Below are 25,706 nucleotides of genomic sequence, written 5' to 3' on the forward strand. Positions count from 1 at the left end.
ACCCCAAAGCTATGACACCTTGGGGTTATAAATTACCAATTTTGTTTTAAATTCAATTGTGAAGAGATATCAGTCTTCCGCTTTAATTTCCGTTGATTTCAATTCGCCATCAACAGGTTGTTTGTCAGCTTTTAAATAGGTGTCCAGAAATTGGACTACTCTGCTATACGCTTCAATTTGATTTTCTTTTTTGATAAATCCGTGGCCTTCATCTTCAAAAAGCACATATTCTACAGGCACTCCATTTTTCCTAACACCGGCAACAATTTCATCAGACTCTACCTGAAGCACTCTAGGGTCTTTAGAGCCTTGTAAAACGATGAGTGGCTTAGTAACTTTATCAGTATGGAATAATGGTGAAATGCGTTTCAATCGGACAGAATCAGCCGTATATGGATCTCCTAATTCTAAATACAACGATTTCCGCATCGATTCCCAATACGGAGGAATGCTTTTGAGAGTCCTGATCCAGTTGGTCACACCAAATAAATTCACGCCAACATCAAATTCTTCAGGGGCATAGGTAAGCGCTGCCATGGTCATATAGCCGCCATAAGATCCGCCTATGATTACTATTTTGCTACCGTCAATCTCAGGTTGGGTTGCTAGCCAGTTTTTGCCTTCAACACAGTCTTGTAAATCTTTTTCACCGTGATTTAAATCGTCCATTTGATAAAACGTTTTTCCATATCCGCTGCTGCCACGGTTATTTACCGCTAAGACAGCATAACCTTGATTGACCATATATTGGATCATCGAACTGAAATTCTGGCGGGTCTGTCCTCCCGGACCACCGTGTACCCAAACCATGGCAGGAACCTTGTTGTTTTCAGAAGCTTGATGTGGCAGGTAATAAATGGCAGGAATTTCTACGCCATCAAAAGATTTGTAACGCACTACCTTTGCCGTAACTAAATCTTCTGGGTGAATCTCATCGTTTAACACATTCGTTATTTGATATTTTTGCTTTGTTTCAAAATTATAGGTGAATAAATTGGAAGGCGTATTAGAACCTCCAACATATAACCTCATCCATTTTTCGTCATTACTAAAGCCGACACTTGTAATACTTTGATCTCCAAAATCGGGTAAAGCGATAGGCTTGTTAGTTTTGGTGTCAATCACTTCAATGGCATTTTTCCCATCCTCATTCACGTAAACCACCATATAACTGCCTTGTTCTGTAAACCCTGCACCCATAATGTCCCACGGCTTTTGTAACACCGTTGTGGTTTCTTTGGTATTCAAATCGTATTTCATCAAATAGGAAAATTCTGCACCATCATCAGTTGTATAATACAGCGCGCTATTGTCATTTGAGAAGTCTTGCGCTGAATTGCTACTTTGGTTGGTATTAATTTTTGTTTTCTGCCTTGTTTTGACATTATAAACATACAAATCGCTGTCATTGGTGTTTAAGGACTGTACCAAAGCAATATGATTTTTGTCCTTAGAAATAGCGCTGAAATTAAGGCCGTCATTATTTTGATAAATCATTTTAGAATTAAAATTGCTGACATCCATTTCATAAACATCAAAGAATTTCGGATTCATTTTATTTGATCCAAAGTAAAACGATTTCCCATCCTTAGCCCAACCGTAAAATTGTGCTTTCGCTTCCTTTTCTGGCGTTAAATCTTTGATGGTTCCTGTACTATCCCGTAAAAAAATATGATCAATTTCGTCGCCATTACCATCTGCAGACAATAACATACGGTCATCATGAGGAAAAAACGATTCCGCAAAATAAGACGTGCTGTCAGATGCTGTTACAGGCGTGTAGTTACCTCCAGTTGTAGGTACGGTGTACACGTTATAAATTCCTGACCGATTACTGGAGATTAAAAGTTTAGAATTGTCATAGGAAAAACTACCGCCACCTACGGCTTCATTGTCCATAAATTGCTCGATGGTATACTGCTGTACGGTCATTGCAGTATCTTCTTTTTGTGCGTCTTTGTTGTCTTTACAACTCGAGCATAAAAGAATTAGGAAAATAAATAGAAAGTGTTTCATATGGATTGGTTTTAGTGTTGATTGGTTACAGTTTTGTTAGTATAAAGCTCTGAAAACACAGATGAGTGAGGTTCTATAAATCAGACCCTTGCCTTAAAGATAATAAAAACGCATTACTTGATTTGCAAAATCGATGTTAATAGCAATTGGGGGCATTCAAAATGTTGTATTTTTATGAGGCTATGATAAATAATACGAATACACGCAAAGGGTTTGTTTTTAAAACCTACGAAGCCCCGTTTCAATCGCCTTTTGATAAATTATTTGAAATTTTCAAGGAATTGATAACGCATACTTCTGGCGATTTTGATGAAGCCATTGATTGGTTGCGCGAGCTGGACAAGGAGTACAAATTGACCACCGCAGAATATACAGTGGATGATTTTATTGAAGACCTTAAGAAGAAAGGCTATATAAAAAAAGAAATTGATCCGGATGGCAATGGTGGGATGGCCATTACCGCGAAAACAGAACGCGCTATTAGGCAACAAGCCTTAGACCATATTTTTGGAAATATCAAGCGCAGTGGCCAGGGCAATCACAAAAGTAAAAGTCCTGGAATTGGTGATGAGCATACAGGCGATTTCAGAAATTATCAGTTTGGCGATGCTTTAGATAAAGTTTCCATGACCGAGAGTTTGAAGAACGCTCAAATCAACCATGGTATTGGCGATTTCAGGTTGTCTGAAGACGATTTGGTGGTTGAAGAAACGCTGCATAAATCGCAAATGAGTACGGTTTTGATGATTGACATCAGTCACAGTATGATTTTATACGGAGAAGACCGCATCACTCCAGCTAAGAAAGTGGCGATGGCCTTGGCAGAATTGATTACCACACGCTATCCAAAAGATACTTTGGATATTATTGTGTTCGGAAATGACGCTTGGCAGATTGAAATCAAAGATTTACCGTATTTAAAGGTCGGTCCATACCACACCAATACCGTTGCCGGTTTACAATTGGCGATGGATTTACTCCGAAGAAAGCGAAATACCAATAAACAGATTTTTATGATTACGGATGGGAAGCCAAGTTGTTTGCGACTTCCGGACGGCCAGTATTATAAAGACAGTGCAGGTTTAAATCCCTACATTACCAATAAGTGTTATGATATGGCCCAACAGGCCAGAAAACTGCACATCCCGATCACTACGTTTATGATTGCGCAAGACCCGTATTTAATGCAGTTTGTGCAGGAATTTACACACGCCAATCAAGGAAAGGCATTTTATACCGGAATTAAAGGTTTGGGAGAAATGATTTTTGAAGATTATGAAACGAATCGGAAGAAACGAATTCGGGGGTAGATTTTTTTGAGAAAATTGAAAATAGAAAAGAGAATAGCGAGAAGAGATTGCTGATAGGACATGATGCTTACACCAAGAATTATCTGTTGGCGTTCTCAGTACACAAAACATAGAAACAGAATATGAACATAGAAAAAATAACCACCTTAGGCGAACTTAAAAAGGCCGGGTACCAAAGCAAGTCTATTAAGGATGAATTACGAGATAATCTGATTCAGAAAATTAAGAATAAAGAAACCACTTTTGAAGGCGTTCATGGCTACGAGAATACCGTAGTTCCAGAATTGGAGCGCGCCATTTTATCCCGTCATAATATCAATTTATTAGGTTTGCGTGGTCAAGCAAAAACGAGACTAGCACGTTTGATGCTGAATCTATTGGATGAATACATTCCCGTAGTGGAGGGTTCTGAAATTAATGATGATCCGTTACATCCCATTTCAAGATTTGCTAAAGAATTGATTAAAGAGAAAGGCGATGATACGCCGATATTTTGGTTGCACCGAAGCGAACGTTTTGCTGAAAAATTGGCCACCCCAGATGTGACCGTGGCCGATTTGATTGGTGATGTAGACCCGATTAAAGCAGCGAACTTAAAATTGAGTTATGCGGATGATCGTGTGATTCATTACGGGATGATTCCACGTGCCAACCGTTGCATCTTTGTTATAAATGAGCTGCCAGATTTGCAAGCACGGATTCAGGTGGCCTTATTTAATATTTTACAGGAAGGCGATATTCAAATTAGAGGTTTCAAATTGAGATTGCCTTTGGACATTCAATTTTTGTTTACGGCGAATCCTGAAGATTATACCAATAGAGGTAGTATCGTAACCCCATTGAAAGATAGAATTGGGTCTCAAATTCTAACTCATTATCCGTCAGATATTGAAACAGCACGCTTGATCACAGAACAAGAAGCACGCTTAGTGGAAGGTCAGAAAGACATGGTTGAGGTACCTGATTTGGCACGGGATTTATTGGAGCAGATTGTCTTTGAAGCCCGTGAAAGCGATTTTATAGATGCTAAAAGTGGTGTAAGTGCACGTTTGAGTATTACCGCTCTTGAGAACTTGTTGAGTACCGCAGAACGTCGTGCCTTAAAAGCTGGAGATCCTAAAACAATGGTACGCTTAAGCGATTTTGTGGGCATCATTCCGTCCATTACGGGTAAAGTGGAATTGGTTTATGAAGGAGAGCAGGAAGGTGCTGCCGTTGTGGCTTATAACTTAATTGGCGAAGCGGTTAAAAACCTATTTGAAGAGTTCTTTCCTAAGATTGAAAAATTGAAAAAGGAAGATACTGAAACAGCTTATGATGAGGTCATCTCATGGTTTTTTAATCAGAAGGATGGTTTTGAGTTGTTAGATGATTTAAACGAAAAAGAGTACAAAAAAGTGTTGGATGCTATTTCACCTTTAGAAGACTTGTTAAAAGAACACCAGCCTAATTTGGATATAAAAGAAAGTTACTTTGTTAAAGAATTTGTGCTTTGGGCCTTAGTGGAATTTAAACAGTTGAATAAATATCGTTTTTCTGAAGGCACTCAATTTCAGGACCCTTATGGCAGTTTTATAAGCGGTATATAATTTTATTTAAGGCCATCATTCCTTTAAATGAATCAAGTTCCTTTTGAGATTTGAAGTAATTTTATCCTGTGATCATTTTACATAGTAACTTAAATTAAACTATTATGAAAACGAACAAAGACACAAGGTCTCAAGATAAACAAAGCTTAAAAGATCAAGCCATCAATATAAAAGAGAAAGCCTCAGATGGCAAAAAAATTAATCCGCAAGTCGAGCAAAAACAGGAAAAACATCAACCTCGTGATAACGCTTAACTAAGGCAAAAATAGACATTCAATTATGATGGCAACAAATTTATTAGGAATGGCAAATTTTCTTGTAAAAGGAAAAAAAGCGAGTATGGTCCTCATTGGAGTTCAATTGGCCTATTTAATTTATAAATATCAAAAGGACAAAAAAGCTCAACTTAAAAGACTTAAGGCTAAATTTTAAAAAACCAATAGGTCAAATAAATTATCACTACATACTTTAAAAAGTAAATAGTCTTTAATATCCATTAAAAACCCAGTAGGTCACTACTGGGTTTTTCTTTGTATCTATTACTAATGTTGTGGCTTATAAGTGCGCTAGACACTTATAACTTCTTTTTAGCTACATAATAATTAGGATTAACAGTCAATGCGTTTCCTTGTGTTTTGATACTGGTCCAATTCGCTTTAGGGTAGAGCTGTACTCTTTCTTCATTAATAGACACTTCAATTGGCATGTCGAAATCTGAAATAGTGTTTATCCATCGGTATTTTAAGTCACCTTCTATAAATTCATATTCTAAAATTGGGATTCTGAAATCTCTTAAATATTGATTAAAAAAAGCGGTTAATTCGATTCCGGATTGTTCAGAAATATAAGTTTCAATTTGGTCTGTTGTAACGGTTTGATGATAAAAAGTTTTATTTAAACCTCTTAGAATCTCACGCCATTTTTCATCATTATTAATCCATTGCCTTAACGTGTGTAACATATTGGAGCCTTTAAAATACATATCACCAGAACCAGACTGATTCACATGATAAGGCCCAATAATGGGTTTGTCATTTTGAATGGCTCGACGCGTCCCAATTACATATTCAGAGGCAGCGTTTTTACCATAGAAATAATCCAAAAACAGACTTTCAGAATAGGCGGTGAAACTCTCGTGAATCCACATGTCAGCCATATCTTTGTAAGTGATATTGTTGGCAAACCACTCGTGTCCGGATTCGTGTATGATGATAAAATCAAATTTTAAGCCCCATCCCGTCCCTGAAACATCATTCCCTAAATACCCTTTTTTATACTGATTGCCATAGGTTACAGAACTTTGGTGTTCCATTCCCAAATAAGGCACTTCTACCAATTTGAAACCGTCATCATAAAATGGATAAGGCCCAAACCAATGTTCAAATGCTTCCATCATTCGTGGGGCATCTTTAAAATGTGTTTTTGCCTTTTCAAGATTATTGCGCAACACGTAATAATCCATTTTTAACGGCCCTTTTTCGCCATTGTAGGTTTCGGAAAAATGGACATAATCGCCAATATTGACGTTCACGCCATAATTGTTGATAGGATTATAGACAAACCAATTATAGGTTTTTCTACCGTTTTCCAAAGTGTCTATACTGCGTAATTGCCCGTTAGAAACATTCATTAAATCTTTAGGGACGGTCACGCTAATGAGCATGCTATCTACTTCGTCGTACATGTGATCTTTATTGGGCCACCACACACTTGCACCAAGCCCTTGGCAGGAGGTTGCTACAAAGTCATTGCCGTTATCATCTTTTTTCCAAGAAAAGCCACCATCCCAAGGCGCTCTTATGGCTTCTTTAGGCTGACCTTCATAATACACCTCTAAACTTTGAATGCTTCCAACTTCCTGAGCATTTTTTAAGGTGATGAAATGCGCATTGCCTTCATGTGAAATCTCTAAAGGAATATCGTCTTGAGTGACTTTGGTGATGGTTAAAGGGGATTGCAAATCAATTTGAAGTAAGTTATGTGGCTCCAAAACCTTATACTGAACGGTGTTTTTCCCTTTGATGGATTTTGAGGAAGGATTCACTTCAACATCCAGATGGTAATAGGTCAAATCCCACCAAGCGCGTTCGGGCGTTATAGAACCTCTCAAAGTATCCTGTCTTGTAAACGATTTCTCTTGGGCTGTTGCCGTTTGAAATGTTATTAAGGCAAGAGCCATTACAATATATTTGTTCATTGTTTAGTTTCTTAAGATAGAATTTGGGAACACTACTACGCTTTCATGACCGTCGGGTCCTACAGAAGCAACGCCAAAATAATAATTATCAATGACAATGCCGTTGAGTGTAAATTCTTCAGTATTGCTTACATATCGAGAATGGTCCCAAGTGGGAGACGTTGTGTCTCTCCAATAAATTTTATAGCCTTTAGCGCCTTCAACTCTATCCCATTTCAATTTAGCGGATGGCTCCACAATGCCACCAATAGCAACAGTTTTAGGTGGAGGAGGAGCAGAGGCTAAACTCGCCAAACTAATCGCGTTGACGGCGGTTAGTTTGGCGGCGTAAGGAAAATTGACATGTTCAAAGGTATCGCCATAGGCAATGCCGTTTTCAGTACGGATATCTTGATGTTGTTGGGTGTAATTTTCGTGGGCTTCCATAATTCTAATGCCGGGAAACCCTAAATCATTAAATGGACGGTGGTGTCCGCCACGGCCAAATCGATCTAATCTGTACACCAGCATCGGATTCATTTCTGGCATGTAAGTTTGCGTAGTTTTGTGGACATAGCGTGCCAATTGACGTGAAATCCCATCGACTTCACCACCATAAAATCGGCGCATTTGACGTTCCTTTTCAGTTTCAGTAGGAGGGACGGGTTCAGAAAAAATTCTAAAGGTGCGGTTGTCAATGACCCCATCAACACCTTCAATATTACCGATCATGTCATTATTTAGAATACCAATAATATCCCAGCCTTGTTCTTTAGCATGAGCAGCCAAACCAGCGCCGCCAAAGAGACCTTGTTCTTCTCCAGAAAGCCCGACGTAAATAATACTGTTTTCAAATTTATATTTTGATAATACCCGGGCAGCTTCAATAGTGCCTGCCATTCCGGAAGCATTATCATTAGCGCCAGGAGCGTCACTAGTAAAATCCATCGTGTCGCTGCCACGCGAATCAATATCACCACTCATGATAATATAGCGGTTGGGATATGTACTTCCTTTTTGAATAGCAAGTACATTAACCACCCAAGCATCGTGAGGAACACGGTTGTTACCTTCTTTTGTCACAAAATCCTTTTGGTATGACACCTTTAAACAGTTGTTGCATTCTTTGGAGATGGTTTCAAATTCTTTTTTAATCCAACGTCTTGCGGCGCCAATTCCTCGAGTATCTGAAGTTGTGTCACTAAAGGTGTTTCGGGTGCCAAAATTGACGAGTGTTTGCACATCTTTTTCGATACGCTCAGCTGAAACAGCATCAATAATATCGTACATCTTTTGATCCGTTTGGGCATTAAGGCTCAAGCTGAAACACGCGACTAAGCTGAATTTTAAAATATATTTCATATTAATTATTTTGAAAAATTGGATTTCGATTCTATTTTTTATAATTGAATTTTACGTTTTCTATACGACCATCATCTTGCTTCATATCAACATAAACATTCATTTCATGATCACTTATTTTCTCAAAGGTCATGCCTTCAAAAACAACTTTATTGTGTGTAATTTCCTTTAACGGGAAATCGATAGTTTCATCTTTTTCTTCCCATCCTTTAAGGTCGTTGCCAAAATGTTTTAGCTGTAAAATCAGGGTGTTTTCAATTTCACGAATAATTTCAATCTCGTAAAATACTACCGTGCCCTTATCAATTAATTTAAACGTCGCCATCATTGATCCGCCGGACGGTTCGCTCCAATTTTCTTCAATTTGGCCGCCAAATGCCTCGCCTTTCCAGTTGCCAGAAAGCCACTTGATATTGTCCAGGGTTGGAGCTAAAGGTTGGTCTGAAAAGCTTGTATTTGTACCTGCCTGGTCAATCAATTCGCCAACAATCGCTAATCTTTTACCGTCAGGGCTGACCGCTAAACGGGAGAGATTGGTAACTCCAAACGCTTTTAACGAGGCCACTTCAATCCATCCTAAGTTAGTGTGAATATCCAGTTTATAAACTACATCACCATTTGTCATGAGGATGCTGTTTTCTGTGAGCCAGAATAAGTCTTCACTATCTGGGAGTGCTTTCGCAATTGTTTTGATCATTCCGTTTGATGGGTTGAATGACTTGATCTCCGACGGTCCAGTGGTAGTCTTTGAAAGAAAGCTGATCAAATTTGAATTTGGTATGTTATGCAAAGCGCGTCCTATAGTTGTTGCTAATCTTTTGTTTTTTTTAGTATTTAAATTTGAGGTAAATAAAGAAAGGCCATTATTTTCTAAAACAGCAGAAACAATTTCATTTTTGTTTGACCACACGTGATAACCTACAATCAAAGTATCTAGTATTACCGTACTGGAACTGTTATCTAAATCATAACGATAGAGCCGTTGTGTGCCATCAGGATCTAATCTAATTGCTGACACGGCATGTTGCTTAGGAATTTTTAAGGGTGAATATTCGCTACCTTCGGTAAAGCAAATCCATGTTTTTAAACCATAATTAAGGTTGTATTTGACGATATCGGTTTGTCCATTACGGGTGCTCGAAAATAAGATCGTTTCATTATCCATAAACGAGGGCTGATTATCGTAACCATCGTTGTTTGAAATGTTCTGGAAATTTGAGATGTTAAAAACACCTTTATCCATATTCAAATCAAATAGAAAAACTTCAGTATTGGTTTGTGCAAAACTCCATAATAAGCTCAGCGTAAAAAGGAATAATAAACAGACTCGCATGGACATTAATTTTTATAAAGATATAATTTTTGAATCTAATCTGTCAGAAAAATATGAAATACGAGGTGCCTGATTCATCAAATGAGAGAAGGTGAGTAGTGCTTATCTAAAAAAAGCAAAAAGCCAATTCAAATTCATGAATTGGCTTTTCTCAGTTAATAAAATTTATGTTAGTCAGAATTTTAGAAACTATATTTATTATCAGCTTTAACTTTTTCAGCAATTGCTTTACGTAAATCAACAATGTCTGGATAGTTTGCATATTTTACATAACGCTTCAGACCCATCAACATCATACGTTGTTCATCTCCTTCAGCGAATGAAATAATACTTTCCTTACCATTCTTTTCTACAATAGAAACGGCATTGTATAAGTATAATTTAGACATTGCAATCTGAATTTCTTGAGATGCTTCACCAAAACGTTTAGCGTTTTTCTCAGTTCTCAAGATCGTGGATTCTGCCATATAAATCTCGATCAAAATATCAGATGCAGCCAATAATAATTGTTGTTGGTTGTCTAACTTTTCGCCATATTTTTGAGCTGCAGCACCGGCTACCATTAAGAATACTTTCTTCAGTTTAGCAATCATTTCCTTTTCTTCTGCAAATAATTCAGAGTAATCAGGGGTGTCAAAAGATGGAATGCCCATCAATTCATCAGCCACCGCTTGTGCAGGACCCAATAAATCTACATGACCTTTCATTGCTTTCTTAACCAACATTCCTACCGATAACATTCGGTTGATTTCGTTAGTACCTTCATAAATTCTTGCAATACGTGCATCTCTCCAAGCAGCTTCCATTGGCGTGTCTTTAGAAAAGCCCATCCCACCAAAAATTTGGATCCCTTCATCAGCACAATGTTGTACATCTTCAGAAACCGCAACTTTTAAGATTGAACATTCAATAGCGTATTCTTCAACACCTTTTAATTCGGCTTCTTGATGCGAATTACCCGCAGCCTCACGAAGCGCAATACGATCTTCAATATTTTTGGCAGCTCTGTATGATGCAGATTCACCAGCATAACAGTTGGTTGCCATTTCAGCCAATTTCAACTTAATAGCTCCGAAGTCGGAAATAGGCGTGTTAAATTGTTTACGCTCATTAGCATATTGCACGGCATGGGAAGTGATTCTTCTTTGAGAATCTAAACATGCTGCTGCTAATTTAATACGACCAATGTTTAAGGCGTTCATAGCGATTTTAAATCCTTCACCTCGACCAGCCAACATGTTTTCAACCGGAACTACGGTATCACTAAAGAATACTTGACGTGTTGAGGATGCGTGAATTCCTAATTTATGCTCTTCTTCACCTAAAGAGATGCCGTTGTTAAGATCTTTCTCAACGATAAATCCGGTGATGTTTTTGTCATCTTCAATTCGGGCAAATACAATAAACAAATCGCAGAATCCCGCATTGGAGATCCACATTTTTTGGCCGTTAATTTTGTATGATTTGCCATCTTCAGATAAGGTTGCTGTTGTTTTACCAGAATTGGCGTCAGATCCAGCTCCTGGTTCCGTTAATGCATATGCACCAAACCATTCGCCTGTAGCTAATTTTGGAACATATTTTTGTTTCTGCTCTTCAGTTCCATAAAGGGTAATTGGCATTGTGCCAATTCCTGTATGTGCTCCAAAGGCCGTACTGAAAGATCCCGTTCCACTAGATATGTACTCGCATACAATCATGGTAGACACGAACCCCATTCCCAATCCGCCATAAGCTTCAGGAACAGATACCCCTAAGAATCCCATTTCTCCAGCCTTGCGCATGACTTCTTCCGTAAGTGCATAGTCTTTAGCCTCAAAACGATCTCTGTGCGGAATGATTTCACGATCATTAAACTCAATAACCGAATCGCGCATCATTTTTTGCTCTTCGTTAAAATCTTCAGGGGTAAATACGTCTTCGCATTTTGTTTCCTTCACGAGGAACTGTCCACCTCGTAGTATTTCTTTTTCTTGTTGTGCTTCCATGTTGTTAGTAGTATTAAGTATTTGGTATTAAGTATTAAGATTGAAAAGTTGAATTTTTATTCATCTTAATACTTAATACTAATGTCTTTGTTATTTTATTTTAAAAGAATCAAGAGCCAAGAGCCAAGACTAAAGATTTAATCCAGATTGAAATCTTGATATCATTTTTTGAATTTGTATTATTTTTTGTTCGAGTTCTTTAAATTTTTCTTCAGACAAGTAGTTTTCGTTAAATGCCACTATCAATTGTGTTTCCCATTCGAATGCTGAACCTAAACTGTCTTCAAGATATTTATTGAAATGTCTATTTGTGCTTTTGCTCGATCCTTCTGCGATATTAGAAGGAATAGATACTGCACATCGGTTCATTTGTGTTACTAAAGCAAATTTTTCAAAATCTGGAAAAGTTCGAGTCAGCCTATAGTTATGTTGAACTAGACTGATTGACTCTTCCCAAATTTTTAATTTTTTAAAATTATGCATTAGTCATGGTTCTTGATTCTAGTAGTCCTGATTCTAGTTGAGGAACTCAAATATCCCACAAGCGCCTTGACCTGTACCTACGCACATCGTAACGGCTCCGTATTTACCTTGCATGTTACGCTGACGCATTTCATCAAATAACTGAACTGATAATTTTGAACCTGTACAGCCAAGTGGATGACCTAAGGCAATGGCACCTCCATTAACGTTAATGATGTCTGGATTTAAATCCAATTCTCTAATAACGGCAATAGATTGTGAAGCAAACGCTTCATTTAACTCAATTAATTCTAAGTCTTTTTGCTGTAAACCTGCCTGTTTTAATGCTTTTGGAATCGCTTTTACAGGACCAATACCCATAATACGCGGTTCAACACCTGCAGCTGCATAATTGACTAAACGCGCAATAGGTTCAAGATTTAATTCTTTAACCATTTCCTCACTCATAATCATTACAAACGCAGCACCATCACTCATTTGCGATGAGTTTCCTGCGGTTACACTTCCGTTAGCCGCAAAAACTGGACGCAATTTTGCAAGAGCTTCTAAACTTGTTCCGGCTCTTGGACCTTCATCTTTAGTAACTGTGTACGATTTTGTCGCTTTTTTACCGTTGGCATCGATATAAGTTTGATCAACAGTAATTGGTACAATTTGTTTTTGAAAACGATCTTCTGCTTGCGCTTTTAAAGCTTTCATATGCGAATGATAGGCAAACTCATCCTGATCTTCACGAGACACATTAAATTGGTTGGCAACTGCTTCTGCAGTATTTCCCATGCCCCAATAATATTCGGGGTGACCCGCTTTTACGGTATCGTAATTTAATTCTGGTTTAAATCCGGTCATCGGGACGGCACTCATGCTTTCAGCACCACCTGCAATGATGCAGTCAGCCATTCCTGCTTGAATTTTTGCTGTGGCAATTCCAATGGTTTCAATACCCGATGCACAAAAACGGTTGATAGTTACACCTGGAACATCCACAGTGTCCAATCCGATCAATGAAATAAATCGTGCCATGTTAAGGCCTTGTGCGCCTTCTGGCATGGCATTACCTACGATAACATCGTCAATACGTTTCTTGTCGAGGTTAGGCAATTCTTTCATCATGTACTGAATGGTCTCAGCGGCGAGCTCGTCCGTTCTTTTAAATCGGAAAATACCTTTGGGCGCTTTACCAACAGCAGTTCTGTATGCTTTTACTATATATGCGGTCTTCATAGTTCTATTTTATGTTTTTAGTGAGAAAAGAGAATAGAGAAAAGAGAAGTAAGACTTTTTTATCTATTTCAAAATATTCTTATATGGCTTCTCTTCTCTAAATTCTTTATTCTATTTTCTAATTACGTAAGGGTTTCCCTGTTTTCAACATGTGCTGAATTCTTTCCAAAGTTTTTCTTTCGGTACACAATGATAAGAAGGCTTCACGCTCCAAATCCAATAAATATTGTTCAGATACTAAGGTTGGTTCAGATAAATCGCCGCCTGCCATTACATAAGCTAGTTTGTTGGCAATTTTCTGATCATGTTCACTAATGTATTTACTGTCTTCCATTGAGTCTGTTCCTACTAAGAACATTCCTAAGGCCTGTTTTCCGAGTACTTTAATATCTGTACGTTTTACAGGTTGGGTGTAACCCGCATCTGCCATCAATTTAGCATGTGCTTTAGCCGTTGCTAACTGTCTATCTTTATTGACCACCACAAGGTCTTTTCCTTTTTGTAAGAGGCCTAAATCAAAAGCTTCGTATGCAGAAGTAGAAACTTTTGCCATCCCAATAGTTAAAAAGTATTCTTGAAGTGTATTCAATTCCACATCACCTTTTTTAAAGGTATCCTGAGCACGTAAGGCCATTTCTTTAGAACCACCGCCGCCAGGAATAACACCTACACCAAACTCTACAAGTCCCATGTAAGTTTCAGCTGCAGCAACTACCTTATCAGCATGTAATGAAATTTCGCAACCGCCACCAAGTGCCATACCATGTGGTGCAGCAATTGTTGGGATAGCAGAATAGCGCATGCGCATCATGGTATCTTGGAAATATTTAATCGCCGCGTTCAACTCATCATATTCCTGTTCAGCAGCCATCATAAAGATCATTCCGATGTTTGCTCCAACAGAGAAGTTTGCGGCTTGGTTACCAACCACCAATCCTGCGAAATCTTTTTCGGCAATGTCTATCGCTTTATTTAAGCCAGAAAGTACATCACCTCCAATAGTGTTCATTTTAGATTGGAATTCAACATTTAAAATGCCGTCTCCTAAATCTTCAACCACTACGCCAGAGTTTTTAAAGACTTCTTTCGACTTACGGATGTTATCTAATATGATAAAGGCATCTTGTCCTGGAACTTTCTCTTGTTGTTTTGATGGAATATCATAGAAAAACGTGTTACCTTCCTTAACAGTGTAGAATGATGTGTTGCCCGATGCAATCATCTCTGTAACCCAAGCTGCAGGCTCTAAACCTTCCGCTTTCATCAATTCGATTCCTTTTTCTACACCAACAGCATCCCAAATTTGGAAAGGTCCGTGTTCCCATCCAAATCCAGCTTTCATAGCGTCGTCTATTTTGTAAAGCTCATCGGCGATTTCTGGAATTCTATTAGAAACATAAGCAAACATTGCTGCAAAGTTCTTTCTATAAAATTCGCCTGCTTTATCTTTTCCGGAGATTAAAATCGGGAAGCGGTCAACCACCTTATCGACAGTTTTTGTAAGTTCTAAGGTTGCAAATCTTGCAGATTTTTTATCTCTATATTCTAAGGTGTTTAGATCCAATGTTCTAATATCCTTGCCTTCTTTTTTGTAGAAACCTTGACCAGTTTTACTTCCCAACCATTTATTTTCCATCATGGTGTTGATGAAATCTGGTAATTTGAAAAGTTCGTGAGCTTCATCATCTGGACAGTTGTCATAGATGCCATTAGCCACGTGAACTAATGTGTCTAATCCAACAACATCAACTGTTCTGAAGGTCGCCGATTTTGGGCGGCCAATAACCGGGCCGGTTAATTTATCGACTTCTTCCACCGTTAAGTCCATTTCCTTAACTTGATGGAATAAACTTTGGATTCCAAAAATTCCAATACGGTTTCCGATAAATGCCGGCGTGTCCTTAGCTATTACTGATGTTTTCCCTAAGAATTTTTCTCCATAACCATTTAAGAAATCCAACACCTCTTGAGACGTTTTTGGTCCAGGAATGATTTCAAATAATTTTAAGTAACGCGCAGGGTTAAAAAAGTGAGTTCCACAGAAATGCTTTTGGAAATCTTCACTTCGGCCTTCACTCATAAAGTGAATAGGAATACCAGAGGTGTTAGACGTAATCAACGTACCAGGGGTTCTGTGTTTTTCAAGTTTTTCAAAAACTTGCTGCTTAATATCTAAGCGTTCCACAACAACTTCCATAATCCAATCCACATCCTTTACTTTGGCAATGTCATCTTCAAGATTACCTGTAGTAATTCTACTTGCAAAAGATTGGTGGTAAATAGGAGAGGGTTTCGATTTTAGTGAGGCGGTCAGAGAATCATTTACAATTCTGTTTCTAACGGCTTTGTCCTCTAAAGTTAATCCTTTAGCTTTTTCAGCATCGGTCAATTCTCTTGGAACAATGTCAAGAAGCAACACATCCACACCAATATTGGCAAAATGACATGCAATACCGCTTCCCATAATTCCGGAGCCAACAATGGCTACTTTTTTTATTCTACGTTTGCTCATATTATTATAAACTATTTTCTTTTTGATTGTATATATTTTTGTTACTAATCATATTATTGATGACTTCAGCCACTTCGTAAAAATGTTTCAGTTGTTCATCCGTTACATTCTTGCGAATCGTATCATTAAAGATCAGTACTTTCTCTCTAGAGTAGGCACGCTTTTGTTTTCCAAAATCGGTTAGGAAGATCAAAACGCCGCGTCCATCTTCGGGGTTTGGCTTGCGCTCAATCAATCCACGAGCTTCCATAGATTTTAGTGTTCTAGACAAACTTGTAGTTTCCATGCCCATTTTCGGTCCCATAGCGGTAGAAGGTGTTCCTTTTTCAGGGTCAATACTCAAAAGTGCGAAACCTGTGGCCATGGTGCTGTCAAACTTGGCGGCTTCTTCATTATACATTTTTGTAACTGCTAACCAAGTGGTTTTTAGTACATAATCAATGGTCTTATCTTTCATTTTAAATCATAAGGAATCCAAATATACAAAAATATACTATGCATGCATAATAAATTACAAAAAATTTAATGAGATTTTTACCATAAAAGCAATAGTATAAATACTTGCAATTATTTATTGGTGTGCGTCTTATTTGTACTTTTGCCAGCACTATCCATAATCAGAACTATTGGTATGAGGTTATTTTTTCGAAAACAGGAATATAAGGTGTTGCTATACCGCCTGTTTTTGGTTTATATATTTTATTTTGTAGCGCGGTTTTTATTTTTCGTCTATAATTATGACGTTTTAGAGGTGCATTCTGCCGGAGCATTCTTCAAACTGTCGTATTACGGCTTGGCATTTGATACAGCGGCCATATTATATGTCAATTTACTTTTTATTTTATTGTCTATAGTGCCATTGCGTGTCACGACCGCACCTTGGTATGGTAAATTTTTAATGGTAGTGTATTTTGTCACCAATTTGGTGGCCTACGCGCTTAACTTTGTTGATTTTATATATTACAAATTTAATTTTGCGAGGACAACACTATCAGTTCTAGATGTCGTAAAAAATGAAGGCAATAAAACGGCGATGTTTTTCAGGTTTATGGTCAGTTATTGGCATGTGTATCTATTATTTATCGTGGTTAGTCTGCTCTGGATCTACTTGTATAAACGTGTAAAACTCCCTCAAAACCAACAGCATCTTTCCAATAAATCTTATTATATATCATCGGCAATTGCGTTTGTGATTATCGGAACTTTAATTGTAGGTGGAATTAGAGGTGGTGATTTCAAAAAAAGCACACGTCCAATCAATTTGGTTGATGCGAGTAAGCACGTCAAAAAAATGGAACAGGCTGATTTGGTACTCAATACGACCTTTGCATTTATAAGAACCTTTGGAAATAGTAGCTTTAAGAAAGTGGATTACGAAATTAGTGATGAGGAAGTGAAATTCTACATCAAGCCGATTAAGCAGTACGCTACTAATGTATCAACAAAGCCTAATATAATTGTCATCATTACCGAAAGTATGGGAAGGGAATATATTGGAGCGTTTAATAAGAATTCTGGGATTCCCAATTACGAAAGTTATACACCATTTTTAGATTCTTTGGCACAGCACAGTCTCATCTTCCCAAATGCATTTGCAAATGGCGCCAAGTCTATTCATGGAATGTCCTCTGTGTTGTCTGGGATTCCTTCATTTTCCGATGCTTTTACATCGTCAAGTTATTCTAATCAAGAGATTCAGAGTTTGGTTTCAGTAATGAATGATTTGGATTATGACACCTCATTTTTTCACGGCGCTCCCAATGGTTCTATGGGCTTCTTAGGATTTAGCAATATTCTGGGATTTGATCATTATTATGGTATGGAAGACTATGGTCATGATGATGATTATGATGGCAGTTGGGGGATTTGGGATGAACCCTTTATGCAATTTATGAAAACGACTTTAGACAAAAAAACAGAGCCGTTTTTTAGTACTGTATTTACAGTGTCTTCCCATGAGCCTTTTAATATTCCCGAAAAATACGATGGTAAATTCCCGAAGGGCCATATTGATATGCATGAACCTGTTGGTTATACGGATTATGCATTTAAACAATTTTTTGAGACTGCGAAAAAGGAACCTTGGTTTGACAATACCATATTTGTGATTACGGCAGACCATTGTAACCAAGTGTATTATGATGAGTATAATAAAGTAATTAATAGACGTGCAGTGCCAATTTTATTTTATAAATCGGATGGAAGTTTAGTTGGTACTATTGACGAATTGGCTCAGCAAATTGATATTTATCCAACCCTATTAGATATGATTGGTTACAACAAACCATTTAGAAGTTGGGGTAGGAGCCTAATTTCAGATGATGGTGTTGAACCTTTTGTAATTAATCATAACGCCTCTCAATATCATTTACAACGTGGCAATTATATATGTACTTTTGATGGAAAGCGCGCCACAGGGTTTTATGATATTAATGATAAAAGCCTTGAGCATAATTTGATTGCGAGCAGAACACCAGATATGGATGCTACCGAATTAGCTTGTAAAGCATTTTTGAAAGATTATTTTGAACGTATTGTAGATAAAAAATTAAACTAACAAAAAGAGCTTCAATTATTGAAGCTCTTTTTTGTTAAGGTCTGTAAATCTTTTCAATAAGATCTTTGTACATTTCTTTGATGATTTTTCGTTTCATTTTTAAGGTTGGGGTCAACTGTCCACCTTCAATAGACCATATGTCAGGCGTAATTTCAAAACGTTTCACTTGTTCCCACTTTCCAAAATGTTCATTAGCTTCATCAATTTCTCTCTGAATACGCGCAATAACCACGTCTGATTTTATAATAGAGGCATTGTCTAACTTAATATCTTTATCTTTCTTTTTAATCCACTCTTTAATAAAATCAAAGTTTGGCTGAATTAAGGCAGCAGGCATTTTCTCACCTTCACCAATGACCATGATCTGCTCAATAAAACGCGATTGTTTTAACTGATTTTCAATAAGGGCAGGTGCCACATATTTTCCGCCAGAAGTTTTGAACATTTCCTTTTTGCGGTCCGTAATCTTCAAAAAACCATCCGCATCAATTTCACCAATGTCGCCGGTATGAAAGAAATCGCCTGTCATGACCTCTTTAGTTTTTTCAGGATCTTTAAAATACCCCAACATCACATTTGGGCCTTTAACTAAAATTTCGCCATCAGCTGCAATTTGAACTTCTACTTTTTCTATTATTTTTCCAACGGTGCCTACTCTAAAGCCGCCGTTGCGCATGTCGTTTACAGCTATTACTGGAGATGTTTCAGTTAACCCGTAGCCTTCCATAATGGGCATTCCTGCTGCAGCAAAAGTTCGTGTCAATCGGGTTTGTAATGCAGCACTACCCGATACCATTAAATCCAACTCGCCTCCAAGTCCTTCTTTCCATTTGCTAAAAATGAGTTTACGGGCTAATTTAAGTTGTGTTTCATACCACCAACCGTTGGCGCCGTAAGGTTCATACTTCAGGCCTAGTTCTATAGCCCAAAAGAATAATTTTTTCTTAATTCCTGTTAAATCACTACCTTTGGCTACAATTTTATCATAGACTTTTTCATAAAGTCTAGGGACTGCAGTCATCACATTTGGCTTCACTTCCTGTAGATTCTCACTCATTTTATCAATGGATTCTGCAAAATAGATTTCTACACCACATACTTGATAAAGATATATTACCATGCGCTCAAAAACGTGACACACTGGTAAGAAACTAAGGGATTTAGACTTCCCATTTTCAAACGGAACACGCTTTTGGCTGGCCAAAACATTAGATACTAAATTGTTATGAGATAACATAACTCCTTTTGGTTTTCCTGTGGTTCCTGAGGTGTAAATCAGCGTTGCCAAATCATCTGGTTTTACGGCAGCCATCCGGGCCTCAACCTCCTGTTGATTGCTTTCGTCCTTGCCTAATTCTAAAATTTCATTCCAACTTTTTTCTCCTTTTACATCATCAAACGTGTAAACTGCTCTTAGTTTTGTGTTGTCTTTAATGGCATTCACTTTAGCCATCACCTCAGCATCAGAAACAAAACAGATCACAGATTCAGAGTGGTTAAGGATATACTCATAATCTTGTTCTGAAATTGTAGGGTAGATTGGTGTGTTTTGCGCGCCAATTTGTAGGATTCCAATATCCAAAACATGCCATTCTGTTCTGTTATTTGTAGAAATGACGGCAATTTTATCATTGGGTTGGATTCCTAAGCGTAGTAAACCTCTACTTATAGCATTGGCATTCTCTACATATTCCTTTGATGAAATTGATTTCCATTCGCCATTATATTTAGTAATTAGCGCTTTATCAAGATTATAATTTTCTAATTGATATTTAGGAATATCAAAAATTCTTGTAATACCTGTCATTGGTTTTGTGAAGTTTAGTCTCTGCAAAGTATGAAATTAAATAGGATTTTCAAATGTAGACCAAAAAAAAGGGATTTTTGTTAACAAAAACCCCTTGGTAATCTTAATATGATAACTGAATATTATCTGTTTTCAATCCATTTGCGAGCATTTACAAAGGCCTCTAGCCAAGGTGAAACGTCATCTTTTCTAGCGTCTGGGTAATGTGCCCAGTTCCACTGAAAAATAGAACGTTCAATATGTGGCATGGTTACCAAATGACGTCCTGTTGTATCGCACATCATGGCCGTGTTGAAGTCAGATCCATTTGGATTTGCAGGATACCCTTCATAGCCATATTTTGCTACAATCTGATAGTTGCCTTCTGATAGTGGTAATTTAAATTTTCCTTCACCATGAGAAATCCAAACCCCCAGTTTGCTGCCTTCCAAAGTTGAAAGCATCACCGAGTTGTTTTTCTGAATTTCTACAGATGTAAATCCGCTTTCGTGTTTTTTAGAATCGTTATAGGTCAATTTTCCATGAATTTCATGCTCCGGATTTACCAATTCTAATTCCATCCAAAGTTGTGCACCATTACAAATACCTACTGAAAGTGTGTCTTCTCTTTTAAAGAAATCCTTGATGACTTTATTGGCTTTCTCGTTGTATTTAATAGCACCTGCCCATCCTTTAGCAGAACCTAATACATCAGAATTTGAGAAGCCACCAACAGCACCTAAAAATTGAATGTCTTCTAAGGTTTCACGCCCTGAAATTAAATCGGTCATGTGGACATCTTTTACATCAAATCCCGCAAGGTACATGGCGTTTGCCATCTCTCTTTCTGAATTTGAACCTTTCTCACGTAAAATAGCCGCTTTTGGACGGTTTTCTGAACCTCTGGCGTTCTCTAATGCTCCCGTAAAATGCTCAGGGAATTTAAATTGTAGGGGTTGATTTTTATAATTATCAAAACGATCTTGCGCTAATCCGTTGGCTGTTTGCTTCTGATCGAGTAGGAAAGAGGTTTTGAACCACGTATCTCTCAATTTTGAAACAGTTAGATTATAAACATCTGTACCGTTTAATATGTTCAAGTTGTCGCCTTCAACAACAGTTCCTATTTTGAAAAACTCAATATTTGCGTTAGTCAGGAGGTCTTCTGCGGAAGCGTCAATCGTCTGAAAAACTAGACCTGCATTTTCAGAAAATAACAGTTTAAAGGAATCTTCTTCACCGATAGTCGTCAGATCCAATTTCGCACCCAAATTGTTATCAGCAAAACAAAGTTCCAATAAGGTGGTAATCAGTCCGCCTGAAGCCACATCATGGCCGGCAACAATTTGATTGTCCTTAATTAAATTTTGAATTGTGTTGAAAACCGTTTTTACATACGCAGCTTGTTGAACTTTTGGCGTTTCATCACCAATTTTATTCACAATTTGCGCAAAGGAACTACCACCTAATTTAAAATCGTCTTGTGATAGATTAATATAGTAAACAGGTCCCGCATCCTTTTTGAAAACAGGCTCTACAACTTTAGTGATGTCGTTACAGTTTGCTGCTGCAGAAATGATTACCGTTCCTGGAGAAATAACCTCTTCATTAGGGTATTTCTGCTTCATAGAAAGCGAATCTTTTCCTGTCGGAACATTGATTCCTAAGTCGATTGAAAACTCAGAAACTGCTTTCACAGCTTCGTAAAGACGTGCATCTTCACCTTCATTTTTACAAGGCCACATCCAGTTAGCTGAAAGTGACACACTTTGCAAGCCGTCTTTTAATGGCGCCCAAATAATGTTAGTAAGCGCTTCAGTAATTCCATTTCTACTTCCCGCTACAGGATCAATTAAACCTGAAATTGGCGAGTGTCCAATGGATGTTGCCACACCTTCTTTTCCTTTATAATCTAAAGCCATTACCGCCACGTTGTTCAGGGGTAGTTGCAATGGACCGGCACATTGCTGTTTTGCAACTTTACCGCCAACACAACGGTCAACTTTATTGGTAAGCCAATCTTTACTTGCTACAGCTTCCAACTGTAATAATTGGTCTAAGTAATCGTTAAATTTATCTTTAGCATAGGTAACCGCTTCGTAATTACGGGTAACCGTTGTATCTGTCATTATTGTTTTTGGAGAACTTCCAAACATGTCTGCCAAATCTAAATCCATTGGTTTTGCTCCTGTGGTTTTAGACTCAAACGTAAATCGGTTATCTCCGGTCACATCTCCAACAGTATACATTGGGGAACGCTCACGATCAGCTATTTTTTGTAAAGTTTCTACGTGTTTTTCAGCAATGACCAAGCCCATTCGTTCTTGCGATTCATTACCGATGATTTCTTTTGCCGAAAGGGTAGGGTCGCCCACAGGTAATTTATCTAAATCGATAAGTCCGCCAGTTTCTTCAACCAATTCGCTCAAACAGTTTAAATGTCCGCCAGCACCATGATCATGTATGGAGACGATAAAGTTTTCGTTACTTTCAACCATTCCACGAACCGCGTTTGCAGCACGTTTTTGCATCTCAGGATTGGAACGTTGAACGGCATTTAAAGTGATTCCTGTAGAAAACTCTCCAGTATCAGCAGAAGATACCGCAGCACCACCCATACCAATACGGTAGTTTTCACCACCTAAAATAACAACTTTATCACCAGTTTTAGGGCTGTCTTTTAAAGCTTGATCCGCTTTTCCATACCCTATTCCTCCTGCTTGCATGATGACTTTATCATAGCCTAACTTACGTGCGGACCCTTCGGCTTCGCTTAGCGTGCTATCCAAGTTTTCGTCATGCTCAAACGTCAAAATTGAACCGCAAATTAACGGTTGACCAAATTTGTTTCCAAAATCGGAAGCACCATTACTTGCTTTTATTAAGATATCCATAGGCGTTTGGTACAACCAAGGACGCGCATCCATTTTTTGTTCCCAAGGACGGTTTTCTTCCAATCTTGAATAAGAGGTCATATACACAGCAGTTCCTGCCAATGGCAAAGAACCTTTTCCTCCTGCGAGTCTGTCTCTAATCTCTCCGCCCGAACCAGTTGCAGCACCATTGAAAGGCTCTACAGTAGTTGGGAAGTTATGGGTTTCAGCTTTTAATGAAATAACTGATTCGAATGGTTCTGTTTGATAATAATCGGGCTTGTCAGCTGTTTTTGGTGCAAATTGCTCTACAGTTGGCCCTTTTATAAACGCGACATTGTCTTTATATGCCGAGACAATGGAGTTCGGGTTTCTGTTTGAAGTCTCACGAATCATCTTAAATAACGATGTTTCTTTTTCTTCACCATCAATGACAAATGTACCATTGAATATTTTATGACGGCAATGCTCACTGTTAACCTGTGAGAATCCGAAGACTTCAGAGTCCGTTAATTTTCTTCCAATTTTTTTAGAAACACCTTCTAAATACTCAATCTCTTCATCGTTCAGTGCTAAGCCTTCTTTTTGGTTATAGGCAGCAATATCTTCAATTTCTAAAATTGCTTCTGGTTGAATATGAATGGTGAAGGAATCTTGGTTGAGTCCTTGGTACTTTTCAGAAATCATAGGGTCATAATCTTTGAAATCTTCAGCTACAGCTTGAAATTCTTCAATACGAATGATGTCAGAAATCCCCATGTTTTGAGTAATTTCAACAGCATTGGTACTCCAAGGGGTAATCATTGCAGCGCGAGGACCAACAAAAAAAGCATCGAGAGATGCTTGTTCTATTTTCGGTTGATTGCCAAATAACCACACTAATTTAGCGATGGTTTTTGGGCCTAATTCTTTTGTTGTTTGAACAGCGAATAGCTTGCTGCTTGTGTTTCCAAAGAAATGAATCATTATGTCTTAGTTTGTGGCTGCCGTTTAAGCAGACAAGTTGTGTTTTGAAAGTGCAAAATTAATCTTTTTTAGGCATATTATTTTAAATTGTCGCATAAAAAAAAGCGACCTATTAGAGATCGCTTTTTGTGATAATTGATAAGCTATTCTTCTCCAGTAAAAAATGCTTTTTCTAGTATCTTAATATAATTGTATATATTATTTTTTTTGGATTAGAGCCATATAGAATCCGTCAAAACCTGATTTATGAGACAAGACTTTTTCGTCTTTCATAAACGTGAAATCTTTACCTATCTCAGATTTTAAAAATTCACTCACCTGGTCTTGGTTTTCTGATGGTAAAATCGAGCATGTTGCGTATACCAATTGACCTCCAGATTTCACGATTCTTGCGTACTGTTGCAAAATTTCTTGTTGGGTTTTTTTGATGTTCTCAATAAACTCTGGTTGCAATTTCCATTTGGCATCCGGATTTCTTCTCAGTACGCCTAAACCTGAACATGGTGCATCAATCAATACACGATCAGCTTTGTCATATAGCTTTTTGATGACTTTGGTGCTTTCAATCGCACGTGTTTCAACATTAAAAACGCCGTTGCGTTTCGCTCTACGTTTAAGCTCGTTAAGCTTATTGCCATAAATATCAAGTGCAATTACCTGGCCTTTATTTTGCATTAATGTTGCAATATGTAATGTTTTGCCGCCTGCACCTGCACACGTATCTACAACGCGCATGCCAGGTTCTACATTTAAAAATTCAGCCACTAATTGTGAGGACGCATCCTGTACTTCAAAATGGCCATTTTTAAAGGCTTCGGTTTGAAATACATTAGCCCGTTCTTTTAATTTTAAAGCGTCAGGATGATTTGCTAGGAATTCTGTTTCAATATCCAAATCAAATAATTCGGCTTGAAGCTTCTCTTTGGTTGTTTGTAAGGTGTTAACCCTTAAAATGACGTCAGCTTGTTGATTTAAAGCACTGATTTCTTTGGTCCAAAGTTCTGCGCCCAATTCTTTCTCGCCCAATTCATCCATCCAATCTGGAATAGACTCTCTGTATTTTCTAATTTTTGAAAGTTCATCAAATTTCCCTTTGATTTTTCGGGTAGGTGTATTTTCAAAATAAGACCAGTCTGGCAGTTTAATGCCCTTCAAAGTGGCCCAAACGGCAAACATTCTCCAAATATTATCTCTATCAAATGGTTCCTTAACTTCGGCAATTTCTGCATATAGTCGTTTCCATCTTACAATATCGTAAGTAGTTTCTGCTACAAAAGCGCGATCGCGGGCTCCCCAGCGTTTGTCGCGTTTTAATAGTTGTTGTATGACTTTGTCAGCGTATTGACCTTCATTAAAAATGAGCATCAATCCATCAATAACTGCAAAACTTAGATTTCTGTGTAACCTCATTTTGTGATGTTGTTTATTGTGAGTCGTTTTATCAAACGACTGTAGTTTAATATAAAAATTTGCGATTGCAAAGTTACGCTAAAATGCTGCGAATGTAGCCTTAATTTAATATTTTTAATGC

The 25,706-nt window shown here is 37.8% G+C and carries 17 protein-coding genes; 5 read left to right on the forward strand and 12 right to left on the reverse strand.

Annotated features, from left to right (window positions below; translation table 11 throughout):
- Positions 1-69: 69 nt before the first annotated feature.
- A complete protein-coding gene (locus tag BXY82_RS08295; protein WP_133757737.1) occupies positions 70-2,016 on the reverse strand; it encodes a S9 family peptidase in 1,947 nt (648 codons plus the stop codon).
- Positions 2,017-2,198: 182 nt separating this feature from the next.
- On the opposite strand from BXY82_RS08295, the gene BXY82_RS08300 reads away from it, so the two are divergent.
- The 4 genes from BXY82_RS08300 (at position 2,199) to BXY82_RS15650 (ending at position 5,347) form a co-directional block, all read left to right on the forward strand.
- Positions 2,199-3,326, forward strand: coding sequence for a vWA domain-containing protein (locus tag BXY82_RS08300; protein ID WP_133757738.1), 1,128 nt, complete (start codon positions 2,199-2,201; stop codon positions 3,324-3,326).
- Between the two features lie 122 nt (positions 3,327-3,448).
- Positions 3,449-4,915 carry a magnesium chelatase gene (locus BXY82_RS08305; RefSeq protein WP_133757739.1) on the forward strand — a complete coding sequence of 489 codons (1,467 nt, stop codon included), beginning with the start codon at positions 3,449-3,451 and terminating at the stop codon, positions 4,913-4,915.
- A gap of 104 nt (positions 4,916-5,019) precedes the next feature.
- The gene (locus tag BXY82_RS15435; protein WP_166643275.1) at positions 5,020-5,169 is read left to right on the forward strand and encodes a hypothetical protein; all 150 of its coding nucleotides are present in this window, start codon (positions 5,020-5,022) and stop codon (positions 5,167-5,169) included.
- Between the two features lie 49 nt (positions 5,170-5,218).
- Positions 5,219-5,347 (forward strand): hypothetical protein, encoded by a 129-nt coding sequence (locus tag BXY82_RS15650; RefSeq protein WP_262711364.1) that lies wholly within the window; start codon positions 5,219-5,221, stop codon positions 5,345-5,347.
- Between the two features lie 142 nt (positions 5,348-5,489).
- Here BXY82_RS15650 and BXY82_RS08310 read toward each other — a convergent pair whose 3' ends face one another.
- The 8 genes from BXY82_RS08310 to BXY82_RS08345 all read right to left on the reverse strand — a co-directional run bounded on the left by BXY82_RS08310 (position 5,490) and on the right by BXY82_RS08345 (position 16,450).
- A complete protein-coding gene (locus BXY82_RS08310) occupies positions 5,490-7,112 on the reverse strand; it encodes a M1 family metallopeptidase (RefSeq protein WP_133757740.1) in 1,623 nt (540 codons plus the stop codon).
- A 3-nt stretch (positions 7,113-7,115) separates the two neighbouring features.
- A complete protein-coding gene (locus tag BXY82_RS08315; RefSeq protein WP_133757741.1) occupies positions 7,116-8,453 on the reverse strand; it encodes a M28 family peptidase in 1,338 nt (445 codons plus the stop codon).
- A gap of 31 nt (positions 8,454-8,484) precedes the next feature.
- The gene (locus BXY82_RS08320; RefSeq protein ID WP_166643276.1) at positions 8,485-9,786 is read right to left on the reverse strand and encodes a DUF6265 family protein; all 1,302 of its coding nucleotides are present in this window, start codon (positions 9,784-9,786) and stop codon (positions 8,485-8,487) included.
- A 182-nt stretch (positions 9,787-9,968) separates the two neighbouring features.
- Positions 9,969-11,774 (reverse strand): acyl-CoA dehydrogenase family protein, encoded by a 1,806-nt coding sequence (locus BXY82_RS08325; RefSeq protein WP_133757743.1) that lies wholly within the window; start codon positions 11,772-11,774, stop codon positions 9,969-9,971.
- A 129-nt stretch (positions 11,775-11,903) separates the two neighbouring features.
- The gene (locus BXY82_RS08330) at positions 11,904-12,257 is read right to left on the reverse strand and encodes a four helix bundle protein (RefSeq protein WP_133757744.1); all 354 of its coding nucleotides are present in this window, start codon (positions 12,255-12,257) and stop codon (positions 11,904-11,906) included.
- A 33-nt stretch (positions 12,258-12,290) separates the two neighbouring features.
- Entirely contained in the window at positions 12,291-13,481 is a 1,191-nt protein-coding gene (locus BXY82_RS08335; RefSeq protein ID WP_133757745.1) for an acetyl-CoA C-acyltransferase, read from the reverse strand.
- 118 nt (positions 13,482-13,599) lie between these two features.
- Complete coding sequence (locus BXY82_RS08340; RefSeq protein WP_133757746.1) at positions 13,600-15,993, reverse strand: 3-hydroxyacyl-CoA dehydrogenase/enoyl-CoA hydratase family protein; 2,394 nt, start codon at positions 15,991-15,993, stop codon at positions 13,600-13,602.
- A 4-nt stretch (positions 15,994-15,997) separates the two neighbouring features.
- Positions 15,998-16,450, reverse strand: a complete 453-nt coding sequence (locus BXY82_RS08345) for a MarR family winged helix-turn-helix transcriptional regulator (protein ID WP_133757747.1) — start codon at positions 16,448-16,450, stop codon at positions 15,998-16,000.
- 174 nt (positions 16,451-16,624) lie between these two features.
- Here BXY82_RS08345 and BXY82_RS08350 point away from each other — a divergent pair, with 174 nt between their 5' ends.
- The gene (locus BXY82_RS08350; protein ID WP_133757748.1) at positions 16,625-18,550 is read left to right on the forward strand and encodes an LTA synthase family protein; all 1,926 of its coding nucleotides are present in this window, start codon (positions 16,625-16,627) and stop codon (positions 18,548-18,550) included.
- A 34-nt stretch (positions 18,551-18,584) separates the two neighbouring features.
- Here the strand turns inward: BXY82_RS08350 and BXY82_RS08355 are convergent, their stop codons facing one another.
- From BXY82_RS08355 to BXY82_RS08365, 3 genes are all read right to left on the reverse strand, one after another.
- Positions 18,585-20,357: an AMP-dependent synthetase/ligase gene (locus tag BXY82_RS08355; RefSeq protein WP_133757749.1), complete on the reverse strand. Its 1,773-nt coding sequence runs from the start codon at positions 20,355-20,357 to the stop codon at positions 18,585-18,587.
- Between the two features lie 122 nt (positions 20,358-20,479).
- Positions 20,480-24,175: a phosphoribosylformylglycinamidine synthase gene (purL, locus tag BXY82_RS08360; RefSeq protein WP_133757750.1), complete on the reverse strand. Its 3,696-nt coding sequence runs from the start codon at positions 24,173-24,175 to the stop codon at positions 20,480-20,482.
- Positions 24,176-24,373: 198 nt separating this feature from the next.
- Entirely contained in the window at positions 24,374-25,585 is a 1,212-nt protein-coding gene (locus BXY82_RS08365) for an RsmB/NOP family class I SAM-dependent RNA methyltransferase (protein ID WP_133757751.1), read from the reverse strand.
- Positions 25,586-25,706 lie beyond the last annotated feature (121 nt).

The sequence above is a fragment of the Gelidibacter sediminis genome (genome assembly GCF_004364975.1).
Classification (GTDB): Bacteria; Bacteroidota; Bacteroidia; order Flavobacteriales; family Flavobacteriaceae; genus Gelidibacter; species Gelidibacter sediminis.

What these genes read in the sequence shown, in the direction of transcription:
- BXY82_RS08295 (WP_133757737.1), bottom strand. Translation starts at nt 2,016, where the DNA reads ATGAAACACTTTCTATTTATTTTCCTAATTCTTTTATGCTCGAGTTGT.
- BXY82_RS08300 (WP_133757738.1), top strand. Translation starts at nt 2,199, where the DNA reads ATGATAAATAATACGAATACACGCAAAGGGTTTGTTTTTAAAACCTAC.
- BXY82_RS08305 (WP_133757739.1), top strand. Translation starts at nt 3,449, where the DNA reads ATGAACATAGAAAAAATAACCACCTTAGGCGAACTTAAAAAGGCCGGG.
- BXY82_RS15435 (WP_166643275.1), top strand. Translation starts at nt 5,020, where the DNA reads ATGAAAACGAACAAAGACACAAGGTCTCAAGATAAACAAAGCTTAAAA.
- BXY82_RS15650 (WP_262711364.1), top strand. Translation starts at nt 5,219, where the DNA reads ATGGCAAATTTTCTTGTAAAAGGAAAAAAAGCGAGTATGGTCCTCATT.
- BXY82_RS08310 (WP_133757740.1), bottom strand. Translation starts at nt 7,112, where the DNA reads ATGAACAAATATATTGTAATGGCTCTTGCCTTAATAACATTTCAAACG.
- BXY82_RS08315 (WP_133757741.1), bottom strand. Translation starts at nt 8,453, where the DNA reads ATGAAATATATTTTAAAATTCAGCTTAGTCGCGTGTTTCAGCTTGAGC.
- BXY82_RS08320 (WP_166643276.1), bottom strand. Translation starts at nt 9,786, where the DNA reads ATGCGAGTCTGTTTATTATTCCTTTTTACGCTGAGCTTATTATGGAGT.
- BXY82_RS08325 (WP_133757743.1), bottom strand. Translation starts at nt 11,774, where the DNA reads ATGGAAGCACAACAAGAAAAAGAAATACTACGAGGTGGACAGTTCCTC.
- BXY82_RS08330 (WP_133757744.1), bottom strand. Translation starts at nt 12,257, where the DNA reads ATGCATAATTTTAAAAAATTAAAAATTTGGGAAGAGTCAATCAGTCTA.
- BXY82_RS08335 (WP_133757745.1), bottom strand. Translation starts at nt 13,481, where the DNA reads ATGAAGACCGCATATATAGTAAAAGCATACAGAACTGCTGTTGGTAAA.
- BXY82_RS08340 (WP_133757746.1), bottom strand. Translation starts at nt 15,993, where the DNA reads ATGAGCAAACGTAGAATAAAAAAAGTAGCCATTGTTGGCTCCGGAATT.
- BXY82_RS08345 (WP_133757747.1), bottom strand. Translation starts at nt 16,450, where the DNA reads ATGAAAGATAAGACCATTGATTATGTACTAAAAACCACTTGGTTAGCA.
- BXY82_RS08350 (WP_133757748.1), top strand. Translation starts at nt 16,625, where the DNA reads ATGAGGTTATTTTTTCGAAAACAGGAATATAAGGTGTTGCTATACCGC.
- BXY82_RS08355 (WP_133757749.1), bottom strand. Translation starts at nt 20,357, where the DNA reads ATGACAGGTATTACAAGAATTTTTGATATTCCTAAATATCAATTAGAA.
- purL (WP_133757750.1), bottom strand. Translation starts at nt 24,175, where the DNA reads ATGATTCATTTCTTTGGAAACACAAGCAGCAAGCTATTCGCTGTTCAA.
- BXY82_RS08365 (WP_133757751.1), bottom strand. Translation starts at nt 25,585, where the DNA reads ATGAGGTTACACAGAAATCTAAGTTTTGCAGTTATTGATGGATTGATG.